18 protein-coding genes are annotated in these 19,237 nt (G+C 74.3%); 5 read left to right on the forward strand and 13 right to left on the reverse strand.

Translation table 11 applies throughout. The annotated features are described in order from the left end of the window. Window positions 1–6: 6 nt before the first annotated feature. Complete coding sequence (locus BM142_RS07145; protein WP_175527145.1) at window positions 7–1,158, reverse strand: carboxylate-amine ligase; 1,152 nt, start codon at window positions 1,156–1,158, stop codon at window positions 7–9. Window positions 1,159–1,368: 210 nt separating this feature from the next. On the opposite strand from BM142_RS07145, the gene BM142_RS07150 reads away from it, so the two are divergent. Then, window positions 1,369–2,322 (forward strand): S1C family serine protease, encoded by a 954-nt coding sequence (locus BM142_RS07150; protein ID WP_092196085.1) that lies wholly within the window; start codon window positions 1,369–1,371, stop codon window positions 2,320–2,322. Window positions 2,323–2,391: 69 nt separating this feature from the next. Next, entirely contained in the window at window positions 2,392–3,324 is a 933-nt protein-coding gene (locus BM142_RS07155) for a GGDEF domain-containing protein (RefSeq protein WP_175527146.1), read from the forward strand. Between the two features lie 3 nt (window positions 3,325–3,327). Here BM142_RS07155 and BM142_RS07160 read toward each other — a convergent pair whose 3' ends face one another. Continuing rightward, window positions 3,328–4,134 (reverse strand): SDR family oxidoreductase, encoded by an 807-nt coding sequence (locus tag BM142_RS07160; protein ID WP_092196087.1) that lies wholly within the window; start codon window positions 4,132–4,134, stop codon window positions 3,328–3,330. A 61-nt stretch (window positions 4,135–4,195) separates the two neighbouring features. On the opposite strand from BM142_RS07160, the gene BM142_RS07165 reads away from it, so the two are divergent. Both BM142_RS07165 and BM142_RS07170 read left to right on the forward strand, forming a co-directional pair. After that, window positions 4,196–4,837 (forward strand): CAP domain-containing protein, encoded by a 642-nt coding sequence (locus tag BM142_RS07165; RefSeq protein WP_092196088.1) that lies wholly within the window; start codon window positions 4,196–4,198, stop codon window positions 4,835–4,837. Next, a complete protein-coding gene (locus BM142_RS07170) occupies window positions 4,834–5,760 on the forward strand; it encodes a YihY/virulence factor BrkB family protein (protein WP_092196089.1) in 927 nt (308 codons plus the stop codon). The genes BM142_RS07165 and BM142_RS07170 overlap by 4 nt, the downstream gene beginning before the upstream one ends. On the opposite strand, the gene BM142_RS07175 is transcribed toward BM142_RS07170, so the two are convergent. Next, window positions 5,705–6,697: a helix-turn-helix transcriptional regulator gene (locus BM142_RS07175; RefSeq protein WP_092196090.1), complete on the reverse strand. Its 993-nt coding sequence runs from the start codon at window positions 6,695–6,697 to the stop codon at window positions 5,705–5,707. The two genes, BM142_RS07170 and BM142_RS07175, sit on opposite strands and share 56 nt — an antisense overlap. 92 nt (window positions 6,698–6,789) lie before the next feature. Here BM142_RS07175 and BM142_RS07180 point away from each other — a divergent pair, with 92 nt between their 5' ends. Beyond that, on the forward strand, window positions 6,790–7,311 hold the full coding sequence (locus tag BM142_RS07180; RefSeq protein ID WP_092196091.1) for a DinB family protein: 522 nt from the start codon (window positions 6,790–6,792) through the stop codon (window positions 7,309–7,311). 17 nt (window positions 7,312–7,328) lie between these two features. Here BM142_RS07180 and BM142_RS07185 read toward each other — a convergent pair whose 3' ends face one another. The 10 genes from BM142_RS07185 to BM142_RS07230 form a co-directional block, all read right to left on the reverse strand. Further along, window positions 7,329–8,258: an ABC transporter permease gene (locus BM142_RS07185; RefSeq protein WP_092196092.1), complete on the reverse strand. Its 930-nt coding sequence runs from the start codon at window positions 8,256–8,258 to the stop codon at window positions 7,329–7,331. Then, on the reverse strand, window positions 8,255–9,340 hold the full coding sequence (locus tag BM142_RS07190) for an ABC transporter permease (RefSeq protein ID WP_092196093.1): 1,086 nt from the start codon (window positions 9,338–9,340) through the stop codon (window positions 8,255–8,257). The genes BM142_RS07185 and BM142_RS07190 overlap by 4 nt, the downstream gene beginning before the upstream one ends. Next, window positions 9,337–10,884, reverse strand: coding sequence for an ABC transporter ATP-binding protein (locus BM142_RS07195; protein WP_175527147.1), 1,548 nt, complete (start codon window positions 10,882–10,884; stop codon window positions 9,337–9,339). The genes BM142_RS07190 and BM142_RS07195 overlap by 4 nt, the downstream gene beginning before the upstream one ends. Before the next feature lie 92 nt (window positions 10,885–10,976). Beyond that, window positions 10,977–11,999: a BMP family protein gene (locus BM142_RS07200; RefSeq protein ID WP_092196095.1), complete on the reverse strand. Its 1,023-nt coding sequence runs from the start codon at window positions 11,997–11,999 to the stop codon at window positions 10,977–10,979. A gap of 232 nt (window positions 12,000–12,231) precedes the next feature. Beyond that, window positions 12,232–13,422, reverse strand: coding sequence for a vWA domain-containing protein (locus BM142_RS07205; protein WP_217640620.1), 1,191 nt, complete (start codon window positions 13,420–13,422; stop codon window positions 12,232–12,234). Further along, window positions 13,415–14,329, reverse strand: a complete 915-nt coding sequence (locus BM142_RS07210) for an AAA family ATPase (RefSeq protein ID WP_092196096.1) — start codon at window positions 14,327–14,329, stop codon at window positions 13,415–13,417. The genes BM142_RS07205 and BM142_RS07210 overlap by 8 nt, the downstream gene beginning before the upstream one ends. Window positions 14,330–14,338: 9 nt before the next feature. After that, complete coding sequence (locus BM142_RS07215; protein WP_217640621.1) at window positions 14,339–15,244, reverse strand: XdhC family protein; 906 nt, start codon at window positions 15,242–15,244, stop codon at window positions 14,339–14,341. 127 nt (window positions 15,245–15,371) lie between these two features. Continuing rightward, window positions 15,372–17,774 carry an aerobic carbon-monoxide dehydrogenase large subunit gene (locus tag BM142_RS07220; RefSeq protein WP_092196098.1) on the reverse strand — a complete coding sequence of 801 codons (2,403 nt, stop codon included), beginning with the start codon at window positions 17,772–17,774 and terminating at the stop codon, window positions 15,372–15,374. Then, window positions 17,771–18,265 (reverse strand): (2Fe-2S)-binding protein, encoded by a 495-nt coding sequence (locus BM142_RS07225; protein ID WP_092196099.1) that lies wholly within the window; start codon window positions 18,263–18,265, stop codon window positions 17,771–17,773. The genes BM142_RS07220 and BM142_RS07225 overlap by 4 nt, the downstream gene beginning before the upstream one ends. Before the next feature lie 11 nt (window positions 18,266–18,276). Continuing rightward, window positions 18,277–19,155, reverse strand: a complete 879-nt coding sequence (locus BM142_RS07230) for an FAD binding domain-containing protein (protein ID WP_092196199.1) — start codon at window positions 19,153–19,155, stop codon at window positions 18,277–18,279. Between the last annotated feature and the right edge of the window lie 82 nt (window positions 19,156–19,237).

The following is a 19,237-nucleotide window of genomic DNA, read 5'->3' on the forward strand; positions in this document are numbered from 1 at the left end:
CGGTGCTCAGCGGTTCTCCAGCGCGGTGCCCTCGCGGACGACCCCGGCCGCGACCTGGCGCCGGTCGCCGGTGCGCAGCCAGGTCCTCCGCTGCCGCGACGCCGACGTACCCCGTTCGAAGAGCCGTTCCACCATGTCGAGGACGGCGGCCCACTCATCGTGCGCGGCCAGGTCGTCGCGCAGCTCGGCCAGCAGCCCACGGACGGCGTTCCGCGCCGGGACGAGCGCGCAGCTCAGCGGGTCGAACAGCTCGCCCTCGAGGCCGAAACGGGCGGCCCGCCAGCGTGCCGCCCGCAGCAGCTCGGGCCGCGGCCTCGGGCAGGGCTCGGCCCGCTCTGCCCGACCCGCCAGCACGCGCACCAGCGATCGCGCCAGCGCCGCGTGCAGGACGACGTCGTCGACCTCCGTGCAGACGTCGGCCAGCCGGAACTCCAGCGTCGGCAGGTGCGAGGAGGGCCGCAGGTCCCAGTAGAGGTGCGACGCGTCGGCGATCACCCCGGACGCGACCATCCCGGCCACCACCTCGGTGAACCGCTCGGCGCTGCCCAGGTACTCCGGCGGGCCGGTCGTCGGCCACCGGGACCACCACATCGTCCGGTAGCTCTGGTGCCCGGTGTCGAACCCGTCGTGGAACGGTGAGCTGCCGGTCATCGCCAGCAGCACCGCCAGGTACGGCCGCGCCCGGTCCATCACCGCCACCGCGGTCGCCAGGTCCGGCACCCCGACGTGCACGTGGCACCCGACGATGTCCTGCTGCTGCGCCAGGCCTGCCCAGCGGGTGACCATCGCCTCGTAGCGCGGCGCCGGCGTGATGTCCTGCTGCTGCCAGCTGTCGAACGGGTGCGTGGAGGCGGCCAGGATCCGGACCCCCGCCCGGGCGGCCGCCCCGGCCGACTCGGCCCGGGTGGTGACCAGCTCGGCGCGCAGCTCGGGCAGCGTCCGGCAGATCCCGGTCGCCGACTCCAGCTGGGTCGTGGTGATCTCGGCGTGCAGGTGCGGGCCCGACTCCCCGCGCAGCACGGCCATGGCCAGGGCGGGGCTCCGGGTGAGCCGGTACGTTCCCGGGTCGACGAGGTGGAACTCCTCCTCGACGCCGACCGTGCTGCCGGCCGGGACGGGCTCGGCAACGGCCGGTCCCGCACCGTCGGCCTGCTCCACGCGCGCTCCTGTGCAGCGAGGCGGCTCGGGGCCGCCGGGGCTCCCCGGACGCGGGGCCGGCTGGCGCCCAGCCGTGCAGCCGACGGTAGATCCTGCCTGCCCTCGCCGCATGCCGCCGGCGGCTCGGTGTTCGCCCACGGCGTGACCGCTGCCGGCGGGCGCCGGACCGGCGTTCACTGGGGCGTAAGCCAGTAATCAACCGGAGGCGCCATGACCCTGGTACCGGAACCGGGGACCGAGCCGGCCCTCGACGCGTACTCGCGCATCGTCACCGCGGTGGCCGCCGACCTCACCCCGCACGTGGCCGCCCTGCAGGTGACCGGCCCCGGCGGGCGCACCGGTGCGGGCTCGGCCGTCGTCGTGAGCGCCGACGGGCTGCTGCTCACCAACGCCCACGTGGTCGCCGGGGCACGCTCCGGCCGGGCGGTGTTCAGCGACGGGAGCGACACCCCGGTCGTCGTCGTCGGTGCCGACCCGCTGTCCGACCTGGCGGTGGTCCGCGCCCGCGGCGCGACGCCCGCCCCGGCCGTGCTCGGGGATGCCACGGAGCTGCGCGTCGGCCAGCTGGTCGTCGCCGTCGGCAACCCGCTCGGGTTGAGCGGCTCCGTCACGGCGGGGGTGGTGAGCGGGCTGGGCCGGTCGCTGCCCACCCGCGACGGCCGGACGGCGCGGGTGGTCGAGGACGTGATCCAGACCGACGCCGCGCTGAACCCGGGCAACAGCGGCGGCGCGCTGGCCGACTCGTCGTCCCGCGTGGTCGGCATCAACACCGCCGTGGCCGGGTGGGGGCTCGGGCTGGCCATCCCGGTCAACGACACCAGCCGCCGGATCGTCGACGCGCTGATCGCCGACGGGCGGGTGCGCCGGGCCTACCTCGGGCTGGTGAGCACGCCGGCACCGCTGCCGGCACCGCTCGCCGAGCGCACCGGACGGCGCCGCGGGCTGCGGATCGTCGACGTCGTCGCGGGTGCACCCGCCGACCGGGCCGGCCTGAAGCCCGGCGACCTCGTCCTCGAGGCCGGCCGCCGCCCCGTCGCCGACGCGCAGAGCCTGCAGCGCCTCCTGTTCGGCGAGGCGATCGGCCACCCGCTGCCCATGACGGTGCACCGCAACGGCGCGATGGTCGACGTCCTCACCGTGCCGTCGGAGCTCACCGGTGGGTGACCGCGGCACACCACTCCATCGGGGGCGACCGATGGGGTGATCGGCGGCCGACCAGGCAGGATGGAGGCCATGACTGCCGACCGGCGGACGCCCGCCCTCCTGCTGGCGGTGCTCTACGCCGTCAGCGGAGGCCTGTGTCTGACCTCGGTGCTCTGGCCGATGCACCGGGACACCCCCGTGGCGCTGACCTCGGTCCTGGCCGCCATCGGGCTCGGCGGCGGCTGCGCCATCTGGTTGCTCCGCGCCCGGGTGCGGGAGGGATGGCTGCACGCCGCCGTCGCCCTGGTCAGCGTGCTGATCGCGCTCCTCGCCTGGCAGTCGGTGACCGCCGTGGGGATCGTCGGGCTGGGCCCGGCCGTCATCGCCGTCGGCCTGTACGCCGCGCACGTCTTCTCCCTGCCGGCCGCCCGGGCGCACGCCACCGTCCTGGCCCTCCTGACCACGTTCGGCGCGGTCGCCGCCCGGCCCGACGGGTTCGCCGTCCCGTGGGCTGCGCTCATCGTGGGCGTCGTCGTCCTCACCGAGGCCCAGGGCCGCCTCGCCCACGGCCTGCGCACCGCCGCGACCACCGATCCGCTCACCGGCGTGGCCAACCGGCGGGCCTGGGAGGACGAGGCCGCCCGGCACCTGGCCCGCGCGGCGCGCACGGGTGAGCCGCTGAGCTTCGCGATCCTCGATCTCGACGACTTCAAGGAGGTCAACGACCGCGAGGGGCACGGCGCGGGCGACGCCCTCCTGCGGGACCTGACGGCCGGGTGGTCGGCGCGGCTGCGGCAGGCCGACCTGCTGGGCCGCTACGGCGGTGACGAGTTCGTGCTGTGCCTGCCGGCCACCGACGGGGACGGCGCACGCGGGATCCTCGCGCAGCTGGACGCGACCCACGCCTTCGCCTGGACGGTCGGGGTCGCCAGCGCACAGCCCGGGGACACGCTTGCCGCCGTGCTCGCCCGCGCGGACGCCGACCTCTACCTGCGCAAGCGCAGCGGTCGCACCGCCGGCTGACCCTCAGGGGCGCCGCCAGTCGTCCTCGGTCAGGTGCGAGCCGGCCATCGGCCCCATCCGGAGCATGCCGCCGTCCACCGCCCAGGACGCGCCGGTCACGTACCCGGCCGCGGGCGAGGCAAGGAAGGCGACGACGGCCGCCACCTCCCGGGCGTCCCCGGGTCGGCCCAGCGGGACCCCCGGCCGCTCGTGGCCGGGGGACCGTGGGTCCTCGTCCTCCTGACCCGTCATCGGGGTGGCGATCTCCCCGGGGGCCACGGCGTTCACGGTGATCCCGTGCTCGGCGAGCTCGAGGGCGGCCACCTGGGTGAGCAGACCGAGGCCGCCCTTCGCGGCGCAGTAGGCGGCCGCCCCCACCCGGGGCTGGTGCTCGTGCACGCTGGTGATGGTCACGATCCGCCCGCCACGACCGGCCGCCACCATCCGCCGGGCCGCACGCTGGAGGCAGAGGAAGGCGCCGTCCAGATCGGTGGCCAGCACCTCGCGCCAGGTGTCCAAGTCCAGCTCCAGCAGCGGCGTCAGGTGACCGGTCCCGGCATCGGCGACCAGGACGTCGACGCCACCGAGGGCGTCGGCCAGCTCGTCGACCACGTCGGCGGCCTCCGGCAGGCGGGTGAGGTCCAGGTGGCGCACCTCCGCACGCCGGCCGCGGGCGCGCACCTCCTCGGCGGTCGCCTCGCCGGCCGCCTCGTCGCGGAACCAGGTGATCCCGACGTCGCAGCCCTGCTCGGCGAGCGCGACCGCGGTCGCCCGCCCGATGCCCGACTCCGACCCGGTGATGATCGCCACGCGTTCGGTGCTCCCGGTCATGCGGTCACGCTAGGCAACGGCCGGAGGTTCCGCAGGTGCGGCGGAACGGGTAGGCGCAGGCATGCTGCTCTCCCGCCGGACGGTGCCGGCGTTGCTGCTGGCCCTGCTCGTGACGCTGGGCGGGCCGGCGGGCTGCGTCGCCGTCGACACCCGGTCACCCGCAGGCACCGCGTCCGGCACCACGTCCAGCCCCTCGCCCGAGTCCCCGCCCGGGGACGGCGCAGAGGTGCCGGCCGGGCAGCGGATGGCGCGGGCGCTGTTCGACCGGGTCAACGTCGAGCGCGAGAACCGCGGGCTAGGGCCGGTTGCGTGGAACGACGCGCTGGCCGGGGTGGCGCGCGAGTGGAGCGAGGACATGGCCGGCACCGGCCGCCTGGAGCACCAGGACGTCCGGTCCCTGCTGGAGCGCGACGAGCTGTCCGGCTTCACCGGCATCGGCGAGAACATCTTCACCGCCTCGGCCCCGGTCCCGGCCGGGGTGGCCCACGTCGGCTGGATGCGCTCGGCCGGTCATCGCGCCAACGTGCTCAACCCAGGGTGGAACCGGCTCGGCGTCGGGGTGTTCTGCGCCGACGACGGATCGGTGTGGGCCACCCAGCAGTTCGGGCGCACGGTCGGCGCCGACCGCCCCCCGGTCAGTCAGGAGACGCCTCCGGAACAGCCGATCGCCGCACCGGAGGAGGACGGACCCACCTGCCCGTGACCCGCACCGCCGCGACCACCGCACCCGACGACGGCACGACGCCGCCCGGGGCCGGGCGGCTCGCCACGACCCGCGACCGCCTCCGGCGCGTCCGCGGCCGGCTGGCCCAGGGGTACCACCGGGTGCCCGAGCCGGTGCGCCGGTCGGTCGGCTGGCTGCGCAGCCCGGAGTTCGTGACGACCAGCTCCAGCCTCGCGTTCTACGCCATGATCTCGCTGCCCCCGATGGTGCTGCTGGGCTTCTGGATCGCCGGCTGGTTCGTCGACGGGTCCAGCCTCCAGGACCTCGGCAGCCGGGTGACCGACCAGGCGCCCGACGAGCTGCCGGTCGCCGACGTGCTCCGGGCGCTGATCGACGTCGCGGGGCAGACCGGCCCGCTCGCCGCGGTGGCCGCCGTCTGGCCGGCCACGACCTACGGGGCCGCCCTGGCGCGCGCGTTCAACGACATCGCACCGGAGGCCGAGCGGCGCATCCGGGGGTGGAAGGGCCGGGTGCTCGCGCTGGGGATCATCGCCGCGCTGCCCTTCGCCGTCTTCTCCGGGCTGGCCACCGTCTACGTCGTACCGCGGCTGCTCGGTGGCGGCGTCTGGCTGCAGGTGGCACTGGGGCTCGGGACGCTGCTGGTCGTCGGGCTGGTCATCGCCCTCATCTACGGGCTGTTCGAGCTCTGGGAGACGCGGTGGCACGACGTCGCCCTGGGCGCGGCCACCGCGGTCGGCCTGGTCGCCCTGACCACGGGCGGCTACCTGGTCTACCTCGAGTTCGCCGACTTCACCGAGCGCTACGGCCCGACGGCCCTGGCCACCGCGGTGCTGCTCGGGCTGTGGTTGCTGCTCGGGAACGCGGCACTGCTGGCCGGCTACCGCCTCATGTCCCGGCGGGCCCGCCGCCGGGTGCGGTCGGCGCGCCGGCCGCCCGGGTGAACCGCCGACCCCAGTCGCCCACCAACTCGGCCAGCTCCGGCGGGCCGAGCACGGTGAACTCCGCACCGACCATCCCGAGGGCGAGCGCCGGCCAGCCCAGGTCGTCGGCCGCCATGCTCACGCGGCAGCTCTCGGCGCCGGTGGGCTCGACGCCGGCCCACTGCCCGATCCGCGCCCGGACCTCGTCCGCCGGGGCCCGCACCTCCACCTCCACGGGGACCGTGGCGCGCCGGGAGGTGAGGCGGGACCGGACGAACTCCCCGGCGTCGCCGCCGGGCAGGGCCCGCGGCGCGAACCGCACCCCGGTCACCGCGGGGTCGCCGAGCCGATCGAGGCGGAAGGTCCGCCAGTCCCCGCGGTCGACGTCGAAGGCCACGAGGTACCAGCGCCGGCCGAGCGCGACCAGGCGGAAGGGCTCGACGAACCGATCCGCGGTCTCCCCCGACGCGGTCGTGTAGCCGAAGCGCAGCCGTTCGGTGTCGCGGCACGCCTGGGCGACGACGGTGAGGGCCTGCGGATCGATCTCGGCGCGGCTCGGCGACCAGACCGCCGGCACGGTCACCGCGCGCAGGGCGTCCGCCCGCCGCCGCAGCCGCGCCGGGAGCACCTGGACGATCTTGGCCAGGGCCCGCAGGGACGCCTCCGCCGTCCCGGTGACCGGCGACTGCGCGGCCGCCTGCAGGCCGACCGTCAGCGCGACGGCCTCGTCGTCGTCGAGCACCAGCGGGGGCAGCACGGCCCCCGGTGCCAGCTCGTACCCCCCGTCCACACCCGGGCGGGCCTGCACCGGGTAGCCGAGGTCGCGCAGCCGGTCGATGTCGCGGCGCAGGGTGCGCACCGAGACGCCGAGCCGGTCGGCGAGGTCGGCGCCGCCCCAGTACCGGCGGTTCTGCAGCAGCGAGAGCAGGCGCAGCGCTCGGGCGGTGGAATCGGCCATGCCGCCAGATTCTCCCCGATTGCGGTCAGGGTCTGGCACTGATCGCCTCTAGCGTCGTCCTCGACGGATCGAGACGACGGAAGGCGGATCCGATGACCGACGCGACCACCCTCACCGCCGAGCGGGCCGACCTGCTCGAGAGCCTGGCGGCGCACCGGCACTTCCTGCGGTTCACCGTGCAGGGGCTGACCGACGAGCAGGCCCGGCAGCGGCCCACCGCTAGCGAGCTGACCCTCGGCGGGCTGGTCAAGCACGTGGCGCACCAGGAGGCGGGGTGGGTGCGGTTCGTCCTGGAGGGGCCGGACGCGATGGCCACGCCCACCGACGACGTGGGCTTCCAGACCTGGGCCGACGAGTTCGTCCTGCGGCCCGAGGAGACACTCGCGGGCGTCCTCGCCGAGTACGTGCAGATCGCGGCACGCACCGACGAGCTGGTGCGCACGATCCCCGATCTCGATGCCACCCACCCGTTGCCGGAGGCACCGTGGTTCCCGCCCGGCGCCGTCCGGTCGGCCCGGCGGGTGTTCCTGCACATCGTGGCCGAGACCGCCCAGCACGCCGGGCACGCCGACATCCTGCGCGAGACCCTCGACGGGCAGAAGACGATGGGCTAGCTAGATCCTCGTCGTCCTCACCCCGTGCGGCTCTCCCGGTCGTAGTTGCGCCCCAGGAACTGCGGCACGCGGGCCCACCGGAAGGCGAAGATCATCACGATCAGCGTCGCCACGTAGGGGATGACGAGCAGGACCTGGCCCGGGATGTCGGTCCCGGCGATCTCCGTCCGGAGCGCGATCACGTCCATCGCGGCGAAGAAGAGCGCGCCCGCCACGATGAACTGCGGGCGCCAGCCGCCGAAGAAGGTGAGCGCGATGGCCAGCCACCCGCGGCCGCCCACGATGCCCTCGGTGAAGGTGCCGGTGTACACCAGCGGCAGGAAGGCCCCGGCCATCCCCATCAGCGCGCCGCCGGCCGTCGTCGTCCAGAGCCGGGTGCGGACGACGGCGATGCCCAGGCTGTCCGCGGCACGCGGGTTCTCGCCCACCGAGCGCAGGTCCAGCCCCGCCCGCGTGCGGTAGAGGAAGAAGTACAGCCCCACGGCGAGCAGCCCGGCGAAGTACACCAGCGCGTTGTGCGAGAAGAACACCCTGCCGAGCACGGGGATCTCGCTGAGCAGCGGGATCTCCAGCCGGGGCAGGGTGTCGGTGCGCGGCGTCGTCGCGGTCTGCCCGATGACCACCCGGTAGAGCAGCCCGGCCAGCCCGGTCGCGGCGAAGAACAGCGCGAGGCCGACGACGAACTGGTCCAGCCGGAGGACCGTCGTCGCCCACCCCAGCGCGAATCCGAAGACGGCCCCCACACCGGCGGCGAGCAGGATGCCCAGGGTGCTGCTGTCGGTGGCGAAGCTGATCAGGAAGCCCACCGACGCGCCCAGGAGCATGACGCCCTCCTGCGACACGCTGAAGACACCGGTCAGCCCGCCCAGCATCGTGCCCAGGGAGGCGAGCAGGAACGGGACCATGGCGACCACGGTGAGCTGGGCCAGGGACGTGAACTCGGTCATGCGGCTCTCCTCGCCAGCCGGGCTGCGATCACGTCGGAGAGCAGCAGGAAGATCAGGATCAGCGCCTCGATGATCAGGACCATCTCGGCCGGCACGCCCACGGTGCGCTGCATCGAGCTGGCGCCGACCTCGAGGATCGCGATGCCGAAGGCGACCACGGGCACCCAGAGGGCGCTGCCGCGGGCGATCAGCCCGATGATGATGCCGAGCAGCAGGAAGTTGGACTGCATGCCCTCCAGCGCCCGGCCGTGGACGCCGGCGACCTCCAGTGCCCCGGCCAGACCGCCGAGCGCGCCACCGACGATCAGCGCGACGACCGCGACCTTCTCGACCCGGATGCCGTTGATGCCGGCGGCCCGCGGGTTCGTGCCGGACGCGCGCAGCTCGAAGCCGGCGGCGGTGCCGCGGGTGACCAGGATCGTCGCGAGGGCGACGAGCCCGGCGAGGAGGATGCCCGCGTGCACGCCGGGCGGCCCGCCGATGTCGGGCAGCACCGCCCCCTCCCCCACCCGCTGGGTCGCGGCCACCCCGGCGGCCGGGTCGGACCAGATCTCCGTGGCCGCGTAGTCGAGGACCTGGAAGGACACGAAGTTCAGCAGCACCGTGCTGAGGATCTCGTTCACCCCGAACCGGCCCATGAGGAACGCGGCGATGCCGGCCCACACCACGCCGGCGAGCACGCCGGCGAGGATCAGCAGGGGCATCAGGGCGACCATCGGCAGCTCGGCGTAGACGATCCCGACCCCGGCCGCCGCGGTCGCACCGACCAGGAGCTGGCCCTCGCCGCCGATGTTGAACCGGTTGACGGCCAGCGGGATCGTGAAGCCCAGGGCCAGCAGGGTGAGCGGCACCCACTTGGTCAGGGTCTCGGTGAAGCCGAAGCCGGTGCGGAACGACGTGGTGAGGATCGTGCGGAACGCCCCGACGACGTCGTAGCCCAGCGCGGCGATGACGACGCCGGAGACCAGGAACGCGGCCACGAGGGCGAGGACGTAGGGCAGCAGCCCCCGCAGCAGTCGCGCGGTCAGGCTGGGTGCGGCGGGCGCGACGGCGTCCGGCTCGGTGAGCACGGGGGTGGTCATGCGGTCTCCTGGACGCCGGCCATCAGACGGCCGAGCGCGTATGCGTCGTAGTCGCCGCGCCGGCGCTCGCCGACGATCCGGCCCGAGTAGAGGACCACCATCCGGTCGGCCAGCAGGCTGAGCTCGTCGAGGTCCTCGGAGATCAGCACCACCGCACAGCCACGGTCGCGCGCCTCGTGGACGCGCTCGTAGACGAACCGGGCCGATCTCAGGTCCAGGCCACGGGTGGGGTTCTGCAGCACCAGCACCGACGGCTCGCGGTCGAACGCCCGCGCCAGGATCAGCCGCTGGATGTTCCCGCCCGACAGGTTGCCGGCCGGCGCGTCCGGCCCGGGCGTCTTGATGGTGTACCGCTCGATCGTGGCCAGGGCGTGCTCGCGCACCCGCCGCCACTGGATCAGCCCGCCCCGGCGGTGGGCCTTGTCGCGCTGGGACCCCAGCAGCAGGTTGTCGGTGACCGAGGCGGCGCCGAGGATGCCGTCGCGGTGCCGGTCCTCCGGGACGTAGGCCACCCCCGCGTCCAGCCACCGCCGGGTCGGCCGGCCGGCCAGGTCCGCGTCGTCGACGCGCACGTCGCCGTCGTGCACCGGACGCACGCCGGCCAGGACCTCGGCCAGCTCCACCTGCCCGTTGCCGGCCACGCCCGCCACACCCAGCACCTCCCCCGCGCCGACGGTCAGGTCGACGCCGTGCAGCGCGGGAACCCCCTGGTCGTTGCGCGCGACGAGTCCCGAGACGGCCAGCAGGGGGGCGCCGGAATCCGGTGCGTGCCCGCTCCGCTGCTCGGCGGGCGCCACCTGGCCGACCGAACCGAGACCGAGGGCGGCGGCCAGGTCGGAGGACGGCTCGGCGAGCTCGCCGACCATGAGCGAGGCCAGGCCGGTGGCGTCGGTCTCCGCCCGGCGGACCGTCGTCAGGCGCTGCCCGTCGCGCATCACCGAGATGCGGTCGCAGATGGCCAGCACCTCGCGGACCTTGTGCGAGATGAAGACGATGCTCGTGCCCTCGGCGACGATCTCCCGCAGGGAGGCGAAGAGCCCGTCCACCTCCTGCGGCGTGAGGTTGGTCGTCGGCTCGTCGAGGATCAGCACGCGGGCACCGCGGTAGAGCACCTTGAGGATCTCCACCCGCTGCCGCGCACCGACCGAGAGCCGGTCGGTGCGCTCCCGCGGGTCGACGGCCAGGCCGAACCGCTCGGAGAGCTCCGAGACCCGACGGGCGGCGGCGCGCAACCCGCCGGAGCCTCCGCTCGTTCCGAGGACCACGTTCTCCACCACGGAGTAGCTCGACACCTGCAGCAGGTGCTGGTGCACCATGCCGATCCCGAGCCCGATGGCGTCCCGCGGCGAGCGGATCTGCACCGTGCGGCCGTCGACCCGGATCTCTCCGGCGTCCGGCCGGTACAGGCCGTAGAGGACGTTCATCAGCGTGGTCTTGCCCGCGCCGTTGCCCCCGACCAGCCCGTGCACCTCACCGGGTGCCAGCTCGAAGTCGGCGTCGAGGAGGGCGCGGACCGGTCCGAACGACTTGCTGATGCCGGTCATGGTGACCGGCCGGTCCTGGTCGGGGCCTCGCCCGGAGGCCTCGGAAGCCCCCGGAGCGTGAGCCCCGACCGGACCGGCGGATGCCGGATCGCTCATTCGACCGGCGTCGTGTCGCGCTCGACCTCGATCTCACCGCTGGCGAGCTGCTCGACGACTGCGTCCACCTCGTCGATGACGGCCTGGTCGACGTTCTGCGGGGTCTGCAGCGAGATGCCCTGGTCGTAGGTCATGCCGAGGTAGCCACCGGTCTCGCCGTCCTCGATCGAGGTCAGGATCTCGTCGAGCATGACCTCGAAGTCGTAGAGCACCGAGGTCAGGTAGTGCTCGGGCGCCAGGTTCGACTTGTCCGTGTACTTGGCGGTCATCAGCGCCCCCGCGGGGCCGTCGCTGACCGCCTCGAAGGCGCCGACGACGCCGAGGTTCAGCGAGGTCAGGATGACGTCGTTGCCCGCGGCCAGCAGCTGGCTGGTGAACTGCTGCGCCCGGGTGGGGTCGTTGAAGTCACCGGTCCACACCGGCGTCAGGGTGGCGTCCGAGCCGGAGTCCTCCAGCGCCTGCTCCACGGCGTGCACCTCGGAGTAGGAGAAGGGCAGGGTGACACCGCCCAGGTAGGCGATCTGACCGGACTCGGACGCGGCGGCGGCCAGCACGCCCAGCGGGTAGAAAGCCAGGTGGAAGTTGCGGTCCAGCACCCAGACGTTCTCCGGGACGTCCTCGGGCTCGGTGTCCTGCTCGGCGATGAACACGACGTCGGGGTTCTCCGCCGCGACGGCGACCGTGGCGTCGTAGAACTGGCTGCCGTGCGTCCAGACGACGTCGTTGCCGTCGGCCACGTACTCCCGGATGACCCGCTCGGCGTCGGGCACCTGCACGCTCTCCGAGTAGGTGATCTCGGCGCCGTGCTGGTCCTCGGCGGCCTCGAGGGCCTCGAGGCCGAGGAAGTTGTAGTCGGCGTCGGTCGTGGTGCCGGAGAAGACCGCGGCGATCCGGGTCGCGTCGTCCCCTCCACCGGCGGCGCCACCGTTCCCCCCGTCGTCTCCGTCGCCTCCGCAGGCGGTGAGGGTGAGCAGCGCCGCGGCGCCGAAGGCGGTCGCGGAGAGTCGGGCAGATCGCATGAGCGGGCACCATCCTCGGGATCGGTGAAGTGCGGACAGATTTCTCTCAGCGCTAAGGCGGGACCAGTGCGCGCGCGGTACCGCAACCCAATCGAGATACGGGTCCGCGAGGTCCCGCCGCGGGCGTCGAGCGACCGGGCGACATCCGGATCGCGTGCACGCTAGGCACCGTGTGTGTCGGTCCCGAGACGGACAGATGTCCGGTGGCGCACCCGCCGTCCCGGGCTCCCCGTCAGCGGCGCGCGTCCTCGCGCACCGCCACGACGACCTGCTCCAGCGCCGCGAGGCTGTGGCCGCTGACGAACGCGTCGCAGTACGGCAGCGCGGCGGCCATGCCCCCGACCAGCGGGGCGTACCCGGGGCCGGCCTTGCGCGGGTTCACCCACACGACCCGGTGGGCCAGCCGGTGCAGCCGTCGCATGGCGTCCGCGACGTCGTCGGGGTCGTCCTGGGCCCACCCGTCGGACAGCACGACGACGACGGCACCGCGGGCCATCCCCCGCCGGCCGTGGTCGGCGACGAACCGGCCGATCCCCGCGGCCAGCCGGGTGCCGCCGGCCCACTCCGACGACGCCGCCCCGGCGCGGGCCAGCGCCTGGTCGGGATCCCGGACGGCGAGCTGCCGGGTCAGCCGGGTGAGCCCGGTGGAGAAGACGAACGCCTCCGCCCGCGCCCCGGCGACCGCCCCCTGCAGCAGGGTCAGGTAGACCCGCGTGTAGGGCTCCATCGAGCCGGAGACGTCGCAGAGCAGCACCAGCCGGCGCGGCGTCGTCCGCCGGACCGCGTGCACCAGCCGGGCGGGGTCGCCACCGGTGCGCTGGGCGGCACGGACGGTGCGCCGCAGGTCGAGCCGGTCGCCCGACCGCCGGCTGGCCCGGCTGCGACGGCTCCGGCGGACCGGCGTGCTGAGCACCAGCCGCCGCACCAGCTCCCGGACGCCGGCCAGCTCGTCCGCGCCGAGGTCGGCGAAGGAGGTGTGCCGCAGCCGCTCCTCGGCGGAGGCCGCCGCCAGCCGCACCTCGCGCTCGTCCCCGTCGCCCCCGTCGCCCGGCGTGCCCGGCGCCGCGCCCGCCTCCCCCGGCTGGGTCGGCCGGTCGTCCGGGGGCGTGGGCCGGGTGTGCGGCTCGCTGCCCACCGGTGGCGGGGCGGTCGGGTCGCCGCGGCTGTCGGCCGGGTCCAGCCGGCCGTCGAAGATCGCGGAGAACACCGCGTCGAACACCGGCAGTTGCGCCCGGTCGGTGACCAGCGCGACCCGGCAGGTCCAGTACAGCGCCGACCGGTCGACCGGCGGCACCAGCTGCAGCGCCCGTGCCAGGCCCGCGGCCCGCTCGGGCGGCGCCGGCAGCCCGGCCCGGTGCAGCGCCGTCGTCAGTCCGACGGCGAGCGGGCCGGCGCCCACCACGACCTGCCCGAGGTCAGCCACCGGCCAGCCAGGAGGCCCCCCGGGAGCGGGCGAGCTCCTGGTCGTCCCGGTTCTTCAGCACCGCCCCCCAGGTGCGGTCGACCGCGGCCGCGTCCAGCCGGGTCAGGCCGAGCAGGTCCAGCGCGGCGACCCAGTCGATGACCTCCGCGATGCCCGGCGGCTTGACCATGTCCAGCGAGCGCAGCCGGGCGACCGCGGCCGCGGCGGCCACCGCCAGCGGCTCGGCGCTGCCGGGCACCCGCCGGGTCACGATCTCGGCCACCCGCTCCGGGGAGGGGTAGTCGATCCAGTGGTAGAGGCACCGCCGGGTCAGCGCGTCGTGCAGGTCCCGGGTCCGGTTGGAGGTGAGGACGACGACCGGTGGGTGGGCGGCGCGGATCGTGCCCAGCTCGGGCACGGTGACCGCCGCCTCGGCCAGCACCTCGAAGGTGAACGCCTCGAACTCGGCGTCGGCGCGGTCGATCTCGTCGAGCAGCAGCACGGCCGGGCGCGGGCCGGGGTGCTCGATCGCCTGCAGCAGCGGCCGGCGCAGCAGGTAGTCGGCACCGAACAGGTCGTCCTCCGCGAGCGACCCGCCGCGCGCCTCGGCCAGCCGGATGCCCAGCAGCTGGCGGGGGTGGTTCCACTCGTACAGCGCCTCGGCGGCGTCGATGCCCTCGAAGCACTGCAGCCGGTAGAGCGGGGTGTCCAGGATGCGGGCCAGCGCCTTCGCCGCCTCGGTCTTGCCGACGCCGGGCTCCCCCTCCAACAGCAGCGGTTGCGGCAGCCGCAGGGCGAGGAACAGCGCGGTCGCCAGACCCGGGTCGGCCAGGTAGTCCACCGCGTCGAGCCCGGCGGCGAGGGTCTCCACGTCCGGCACGCGGGCGCGGACGTCCTCCTCGGCGCCGATCCGGGCCGCCGCCGTCACGACCGGCCCTCAGGACGCCGGGGCATACCGCTCCGGGTCGGCCACGAACGCCGTCCGGCAGCCCTCGCAGCAGAACCACGTCGTCGTCCCGCCGACCTCGGCGTGCGGGGTGCTGTCCACGGCGGCGACCGTCATGCCGCACACCGGATCGACGGCCCGGGCCGGACCGGCGTCCGGCCCCGCCGACGGGCGCTCCCCCGCGTGCCGTTCGGCGGCGCGGCGCTCCTGCACGATCTCGGCGAGCACCGACAGGGCGATCTCCGCCGCCGTCCTGCCGCCGATGTCGAGGCCGGCCGGGCTGTGCACCCGGCTGCGCTGCTCGTCGGTCACGTCGAGGGAGGCCAGCACGCCGGCCCCCCGGATCCGGCTGGCGATCAGCCCCACGTAGGGGATGCCGAGGCGCAGCGCCGCGGCGAGGGCCGGCTCCTCCCCCCGCCCGTGCGAGGCCACCACCAGCGCGGCGTCACCGGCCGCGGGTGCGGCCTCGTCCCCGGCCACCAGCGCGACGTCGAGGCCGAGCGGACGGCCCAGCGCGGCGAGCGCCTCCGCGACCGGGCTGTCGCCGACCACCAGCATCCGCGGGGCCGGGACGCGTGGCTCGAGGAAGATCTCCACCGCACCACCGGACAGGCACGGGTTGGCGACGGTGACCGCGCCCTCCTCGGTGCTCTGCGGACCGACGTCACCCGGGACGATCCGCAGCAGCAGCGGCTCGTTCGTCGACAGCGTCATCAGCCCGTACTCGCGCACCGACGCCTCGGCGCAGGTGCCGCCGACGAAGCCGTCGATCGACCCGTCGGAGCGGACCAGCGCGGTGTCGCCGGCGTGCGCGCTGGTCGGCTTCTGCGCCCGGACGACGGTGGCCTGCACGAACGGCTCACGGGTGCGGGTCAGCTCCGCTGCGGCGTCGGTCACGGACAACGGTGGATCTCCCTTCCGATGAGCGGTTCGGCCCGCTGCAGGGGCGGTGACGGGCTGGAACGGCCTTCTCGCAGGGGCCCGCGCCGAGCCCGCGAGGCGTGGGGGGCGAGAAGGTCCTTGTTCAGATCGGGGGCGTGGGCCGGCCCTGCATGGCCTCCCACACCCGGGCGGGGGTGCACGGCATGTCCATGTGGGTCAGGCCGAACGGGGCGAGCGCGTCGACCACGGCGTTGACGACGGCCGGCGGCGAACCCACGGTCGCCGACTCCCCGATCCCCTTCGCACCGATGGGGTGGTGCGGTGACGGGGTCACGGTGTGCCCGGTCTCCCAGTCGGGGACCTCCATCGCGGTGGGGATCAGGTAGTCCATGAACGACCCGCCGAGGCAGTTCCCGTCCTCGTCGAAGCCGATGAACTCCATCAGCGCCATCCCGACCCCGTCGGCCAGGCCGCCGTGGATCTGCCCCTCGATGATCATCGGGTTGATCCGCGTGCCGCAGTCGTCCACCGCGACGAACCGCCGCACGTGCACCTTGCCGGTGCCCTTGTCGATGTCGACCACGCAGATGTACGCCCCGAACGGGAAGGTCAGGTTCGGCGGGTCGTAGGTGACCTCGGCGTCCAGGTTGCCGTCGACGCCCTCGGGCAGCGCGACGGTGCCGTGCGCGCCGAGCGCGATCTCCGCGATCGTCTTCCCGGCGCCGGGATCGCCCTTCACGAACCAGCGGCCCTTCTCCCACTCGAGGTCCTCGGGCCGCGTCTCGAGCATCGCCGCGGCGATCAGCCGGGCCTTGTCCCGGACCTTGCGCGAGGTGAGGGCCACCGCGGCGCCGCTGACCGGGGTGGACCGGCTGCCGTAGGTGCCCAGCCCGAAGGGGGTGTTGTCGGTGTCGCCGTGCACGACGTCGATGTCCTCGGGCGGGATGCCGAGCTCCTCGGCGACGATCTGCGCGAACGTCGTCTCGTGGCCCTGGCCCTGGCTCTGCACCGACAGCCGGACGACGGCCTTGCCGGTGGGGTGCACCCGCACCTCGGCGCCGTCGGCCATGCCCAGGCCGACGATGTCCATGTGCTTGCGCGGTCCGGCGCCGACGGTCTCGGTGAAGAAGGAGATGCCGATGCCCATGAGCTCCCCGCGGGCCCGCTTCTCCGCCTGCTCGCGGCGCAGGTCCTCGTAGCCGGCGATCTGCATGGCCAGCCGCATGGTCGGCTCGTAGTCGCCGGAGTCGTACTCCCAGCCGGTCTTGTTGGCGTAGGGGAACTGCTCGGGCTTGATGAAGTTCTTCAGCCGCAGCTCGACCGGGTCCATGCCCAGCTCGCTGGCGAGGACGTCGACCATCCGCTCGACCAGGTAGACCGCCTCGGTCACCCGGAACGAGCAGGCGTAGGCCACCCCGCCGGGGGCCTTGTTGGTGTAGACCCCGGTGACCTTGCAGTGCGCGGCCTGCAGGTCGTAGCTGCCGGTGAAGATGTGGAAGAAGCCGGCCGGGTACTTGGTCGGCTGCGCGGTCGCGTTGAACGCCCCGTGGTCGGCCAGCACGTTCGTGCGGACGGCGAGGATCTTCCCGTCCCTGGTCGCCGCCACCTCGCCGGTCATGATGTAGTCGCGGGCGAACGAGGTGCTCATCAGGTTCTCGGAGCGGTCCTCGACCCACTTCACCGGCTTGCCGGTCACGATCGACCCGACCACGGCGAGGATGTAGCCGGGGTAGATGCCGACCTTGTTGCCGAAGCCGCCGCCGATGTCGGGGCTGATCACGCGGATCTTGTGCTCGGGGATGCCGGCCACCATCGCGAACAGCGTGCGGTGCGCGTGCGGGGCCTGCGTCGTCTCGTAGAGGGTGAGCTTGCCGTCGATCGGCTCGTAGTCGGCGATCGCCCCGCAGGTCTCCATCGGCGCGGGGTGCACCCGCGGGTAGACCATCTCCTGCTTCACGACGACGTCGGCGGCCGCGAAGACCGCGTCGGTCTCCGCGGCGTCGCCGGCCTCCCAGTCGAAGATGTGGTTGTCGGTGCGGCCCTCGAGGTCGGTGCGGACGACCGGCGCGCCCGGGTCGAGCGCCCGCCGCACGTCGATGACCGGGTCCAGCTGCTCGTACTCGACGTCGATGAGCTCGAGGGCGTCGCGGGCGGAGTACCGGTCCTCGGCGACGACGAACGCGACCTCCTGGCCCTGGAACCGGACCTTGTCGGTGGCCAGCACGGCCTGGACGTCGGCGGACAGGGTCGGCGCCCAGGCGAGGTTGAGCCCTTCGAGGTCCGTGCCGGTGATGACCGCGTGCACCTTCGGGTGCGCGAGGGCCTCGGTGGTGTCGATCGAGACGATCCGGCCGTGCGCCATCGGCGAGCGCAGGATCGCGCCGTGCAGCATGCCGGGCAGCACGATGTCGTCGAGGTAGTTGCCCTTGCCGCGGACGAACCGCGGGTCCTCCTTGCGCTGGATGCGGCCGAAGCCGATCGGCCGGTCGGCGGCGGTGGCCGACGGGTTGGCCTCGCGGGCCGGGCGTTCCTCGACGGTGGTCATGCCGGTACCTCGCTGGCGGTCGTGCCCTCGGCGGCCGGGTGCGCGGCGGCCCACTGGACGGAACGGACGATCGTGGCGTAGCCGGTGCAGCGGCAGATCTGGCCGGAGATGGCCTCGCGGATCTCGTCCTCGGCCGGATCGGGGTTGCGGTCGAGCAGCGCGCGGGCGGTGAGCATCATCCCCGGGGTGCAGAACCCGCACTGCAGGCCGTGCTCCTCCATGAACCCCTGCTGGACCGGGTCGAGGGTCGCGCCGTCGGCCATGCCCTCGACCGTGGTCACCTCGTGCCCGGCGGTCATGGCCGCCAGCTGGGTGCACGACTTCACCGGTTCGCCGTCGACGAGCACCACGCAGGTGCCGCAGTTGCTGGTGTCGCACCCCCAGTGGGTGCCGGTCAGCCCGAGCGACTCGCGCAGGTAGTGCACGAGCAGGATGCGGGGTTCGACGTCGCGGGTGACCTCGGTCCCGTTGACGGTCATCGTGACCTGCATGGTCGGCCTCCTCAGGCGACGGCGGGGTGGGCCGCGCGGTCGAGGGCACGGCCCAGGACGCGGCGGGTGAGTTCGGCGGCGAGGTGGCGCTTGTAGTCCACCGGGCCGCGCTGGTCCTCGATCGGCGAGCTGGCCGCGGCGGCCAGGTCCGCGGCCTCGGCGAAGAGGTCCTCGCTGGGCCGCTCCCCGATCAGCACGGCCGCGGCCTCGACCGCCGGCCCTTCCAGGCCCAGGGCGGTGAGGCCGATGGTGGCGTCGGCGACGGTGCCGTCCTCGGCCATCCAGAGGGCCGCGCCGGCGGCCGCGACGGCCCAGTCACCGACCCTGCGCTCGACCTTCTCGTAGGCGCTGCCCGCCCGCGGGCGGACGGGGAACCGGATCTCGGTGATCAGCTCGTGCTGCTCGCAGGCGGTCTCGTAGGGGCCGCGGTGGAAGTCGGCCATGTCGACGACGCGCTCGCCGCCCGGGGAGGCGATGACGATCCGGGCGTGCAGGACGTCGCACACGGTGGTGAGGTCCTCGGCGGGATCGGCCTGGCCCAGGGAGCCGCCGATGGTGCCGCGGTTGCGCACCACGGGATCGGCGATGACCCGCTCCGCGTCGTGGATGATCGGGAACAGCCGGCCGACGACGTCGGAGTCCAGCAGCTCGGCGTGGCGGGTCAGCGCCCCCACGCGCAGCTCGTCGGGCTCCTCGGTGAGCGCGTGCAGCTCGGCGACGTCGTTGATGTCGATGATCCAGTCGGGCCGGGCCAGCCGGAGCTTCATCATCGGCAGCAGGCTGTGCCCGCCGGCGATGACGCGGGCCTCCGGCCCGTGGCGTTCGAGGAGCTCCAGGGCGTTCGCGACGCTGGTCGCGCGGACGTAGTCGAACGGAGCCGGTACCTGCACGGGGGGACCCCCTTCCCACGGGCCCCGCGGTGGGGCCCTGGTGCGGTGGACCTTGTCGGTGACCTGGATCACTGTCAACATC

The sequence above is a fragment of the Blastococcus tunisiensis genome, assembly GCF_900112815.1.
Taxonomy (GTDB): Bacteria; Actinomycetota; Actinomycetes; order Mycobacteriales; family Geodermatophilaceae; genus Blastococcus_B; species Blastococcus_B tunisiensis.

What these genes read in the sequence shown, in the direction of transcription:
- BM142_RS07150 (WP_092196085.1), top strand. Translation starts at nt 1,369, where the DNA reads ATGACCCTGGTACCGGAACCGGGGACCGAGCCGGCCCTCGACGCGTAC.
- BM142_RS07155 (WP_175527146.1), top strand. Translation starts at nt 2,392, where the DNA reads ATGACTGCCGACCGGCGGACGCCCGCCCTCCTGCTGGCGGTGCTCTAC.
- BM142_RS07160 (WP_092196087.1), bottom strand. Translation starts at nt 4,134, where the DNA reads ATGACCGGGAGCACCGAACGCGTGGCGATCATCACCGGGTCGGAGTCG.
- BM142_RS07165 (WP_092196088.1), top strand. Translation starts at nt 4,196, where the DNA reads ATGCTGCTCTCCCGCCGGACGGTGCCGGCGTTGCTGCTGGCCCTGCTC.
- BM142_RS07175 (WP_092196090.1), bottom strand. Translation starts at nt 6,697, where the DNA reads ATGGCCGATTCCACCGCCCGAGCGCTGCGCCTGCTCTCGCTGCTGCAG.
- BM142_RS07180 (WP_092196091.1), top strand. Translation starts at nt 6,790, where the DNA reads ATGACCGACGCGACCACCCTCACCGCCGAGCGGGCCGACCTGCTCGAG.
- BM142_RS07185 (WP_092196092.1), bottom strand. Translation starts at nt 8,258, where the DNA reads ATGACCGAGTTCACGTCCCTGGCCCAGCTCACCGTGGTCGCCATGGTC.
- BM142_RS07190 (WP_092196093.1), bottom strand. Translation starts at nt 9,340, where the DNA reads ATGACCACCCCCGTGCTCACCGAGCCGGACGCCGTCGCGCCCGCCGCA.
- BM142_RS07195 (WP_175527147.1), bottom strand. Translation starts at nt 10,884, where the DNA reads ATGACCGGCATCAGCAAGTCGTTCGGACCGGTCCGCGCCCTCCTCGAC.
- BM142_RS07200 (WP_092196095.1), bottom strand. Translation starts at nt 11,999, where the DNA reads ATGCGATCTGCCCGACTCTCCGCGACCGCCTTCGGCGCCGCGGCGCTG.
- BM142_RS07220 (WP_092196098.1), bottom strand. Translation starts at nt 17,774, where the DNA reads ATGACCACCGTCGAGGAACGCCCGGCCCGCGAGGCCAACCCGTCGGCC.
- BM142_RS07225 (WP_092196099.1), bottom strand. Translation starts at nt 18,265, where the DNA reads ATGCAGGTCACGATGACCGTCAACGGGACCGAGGTCACCCGCGACGTC.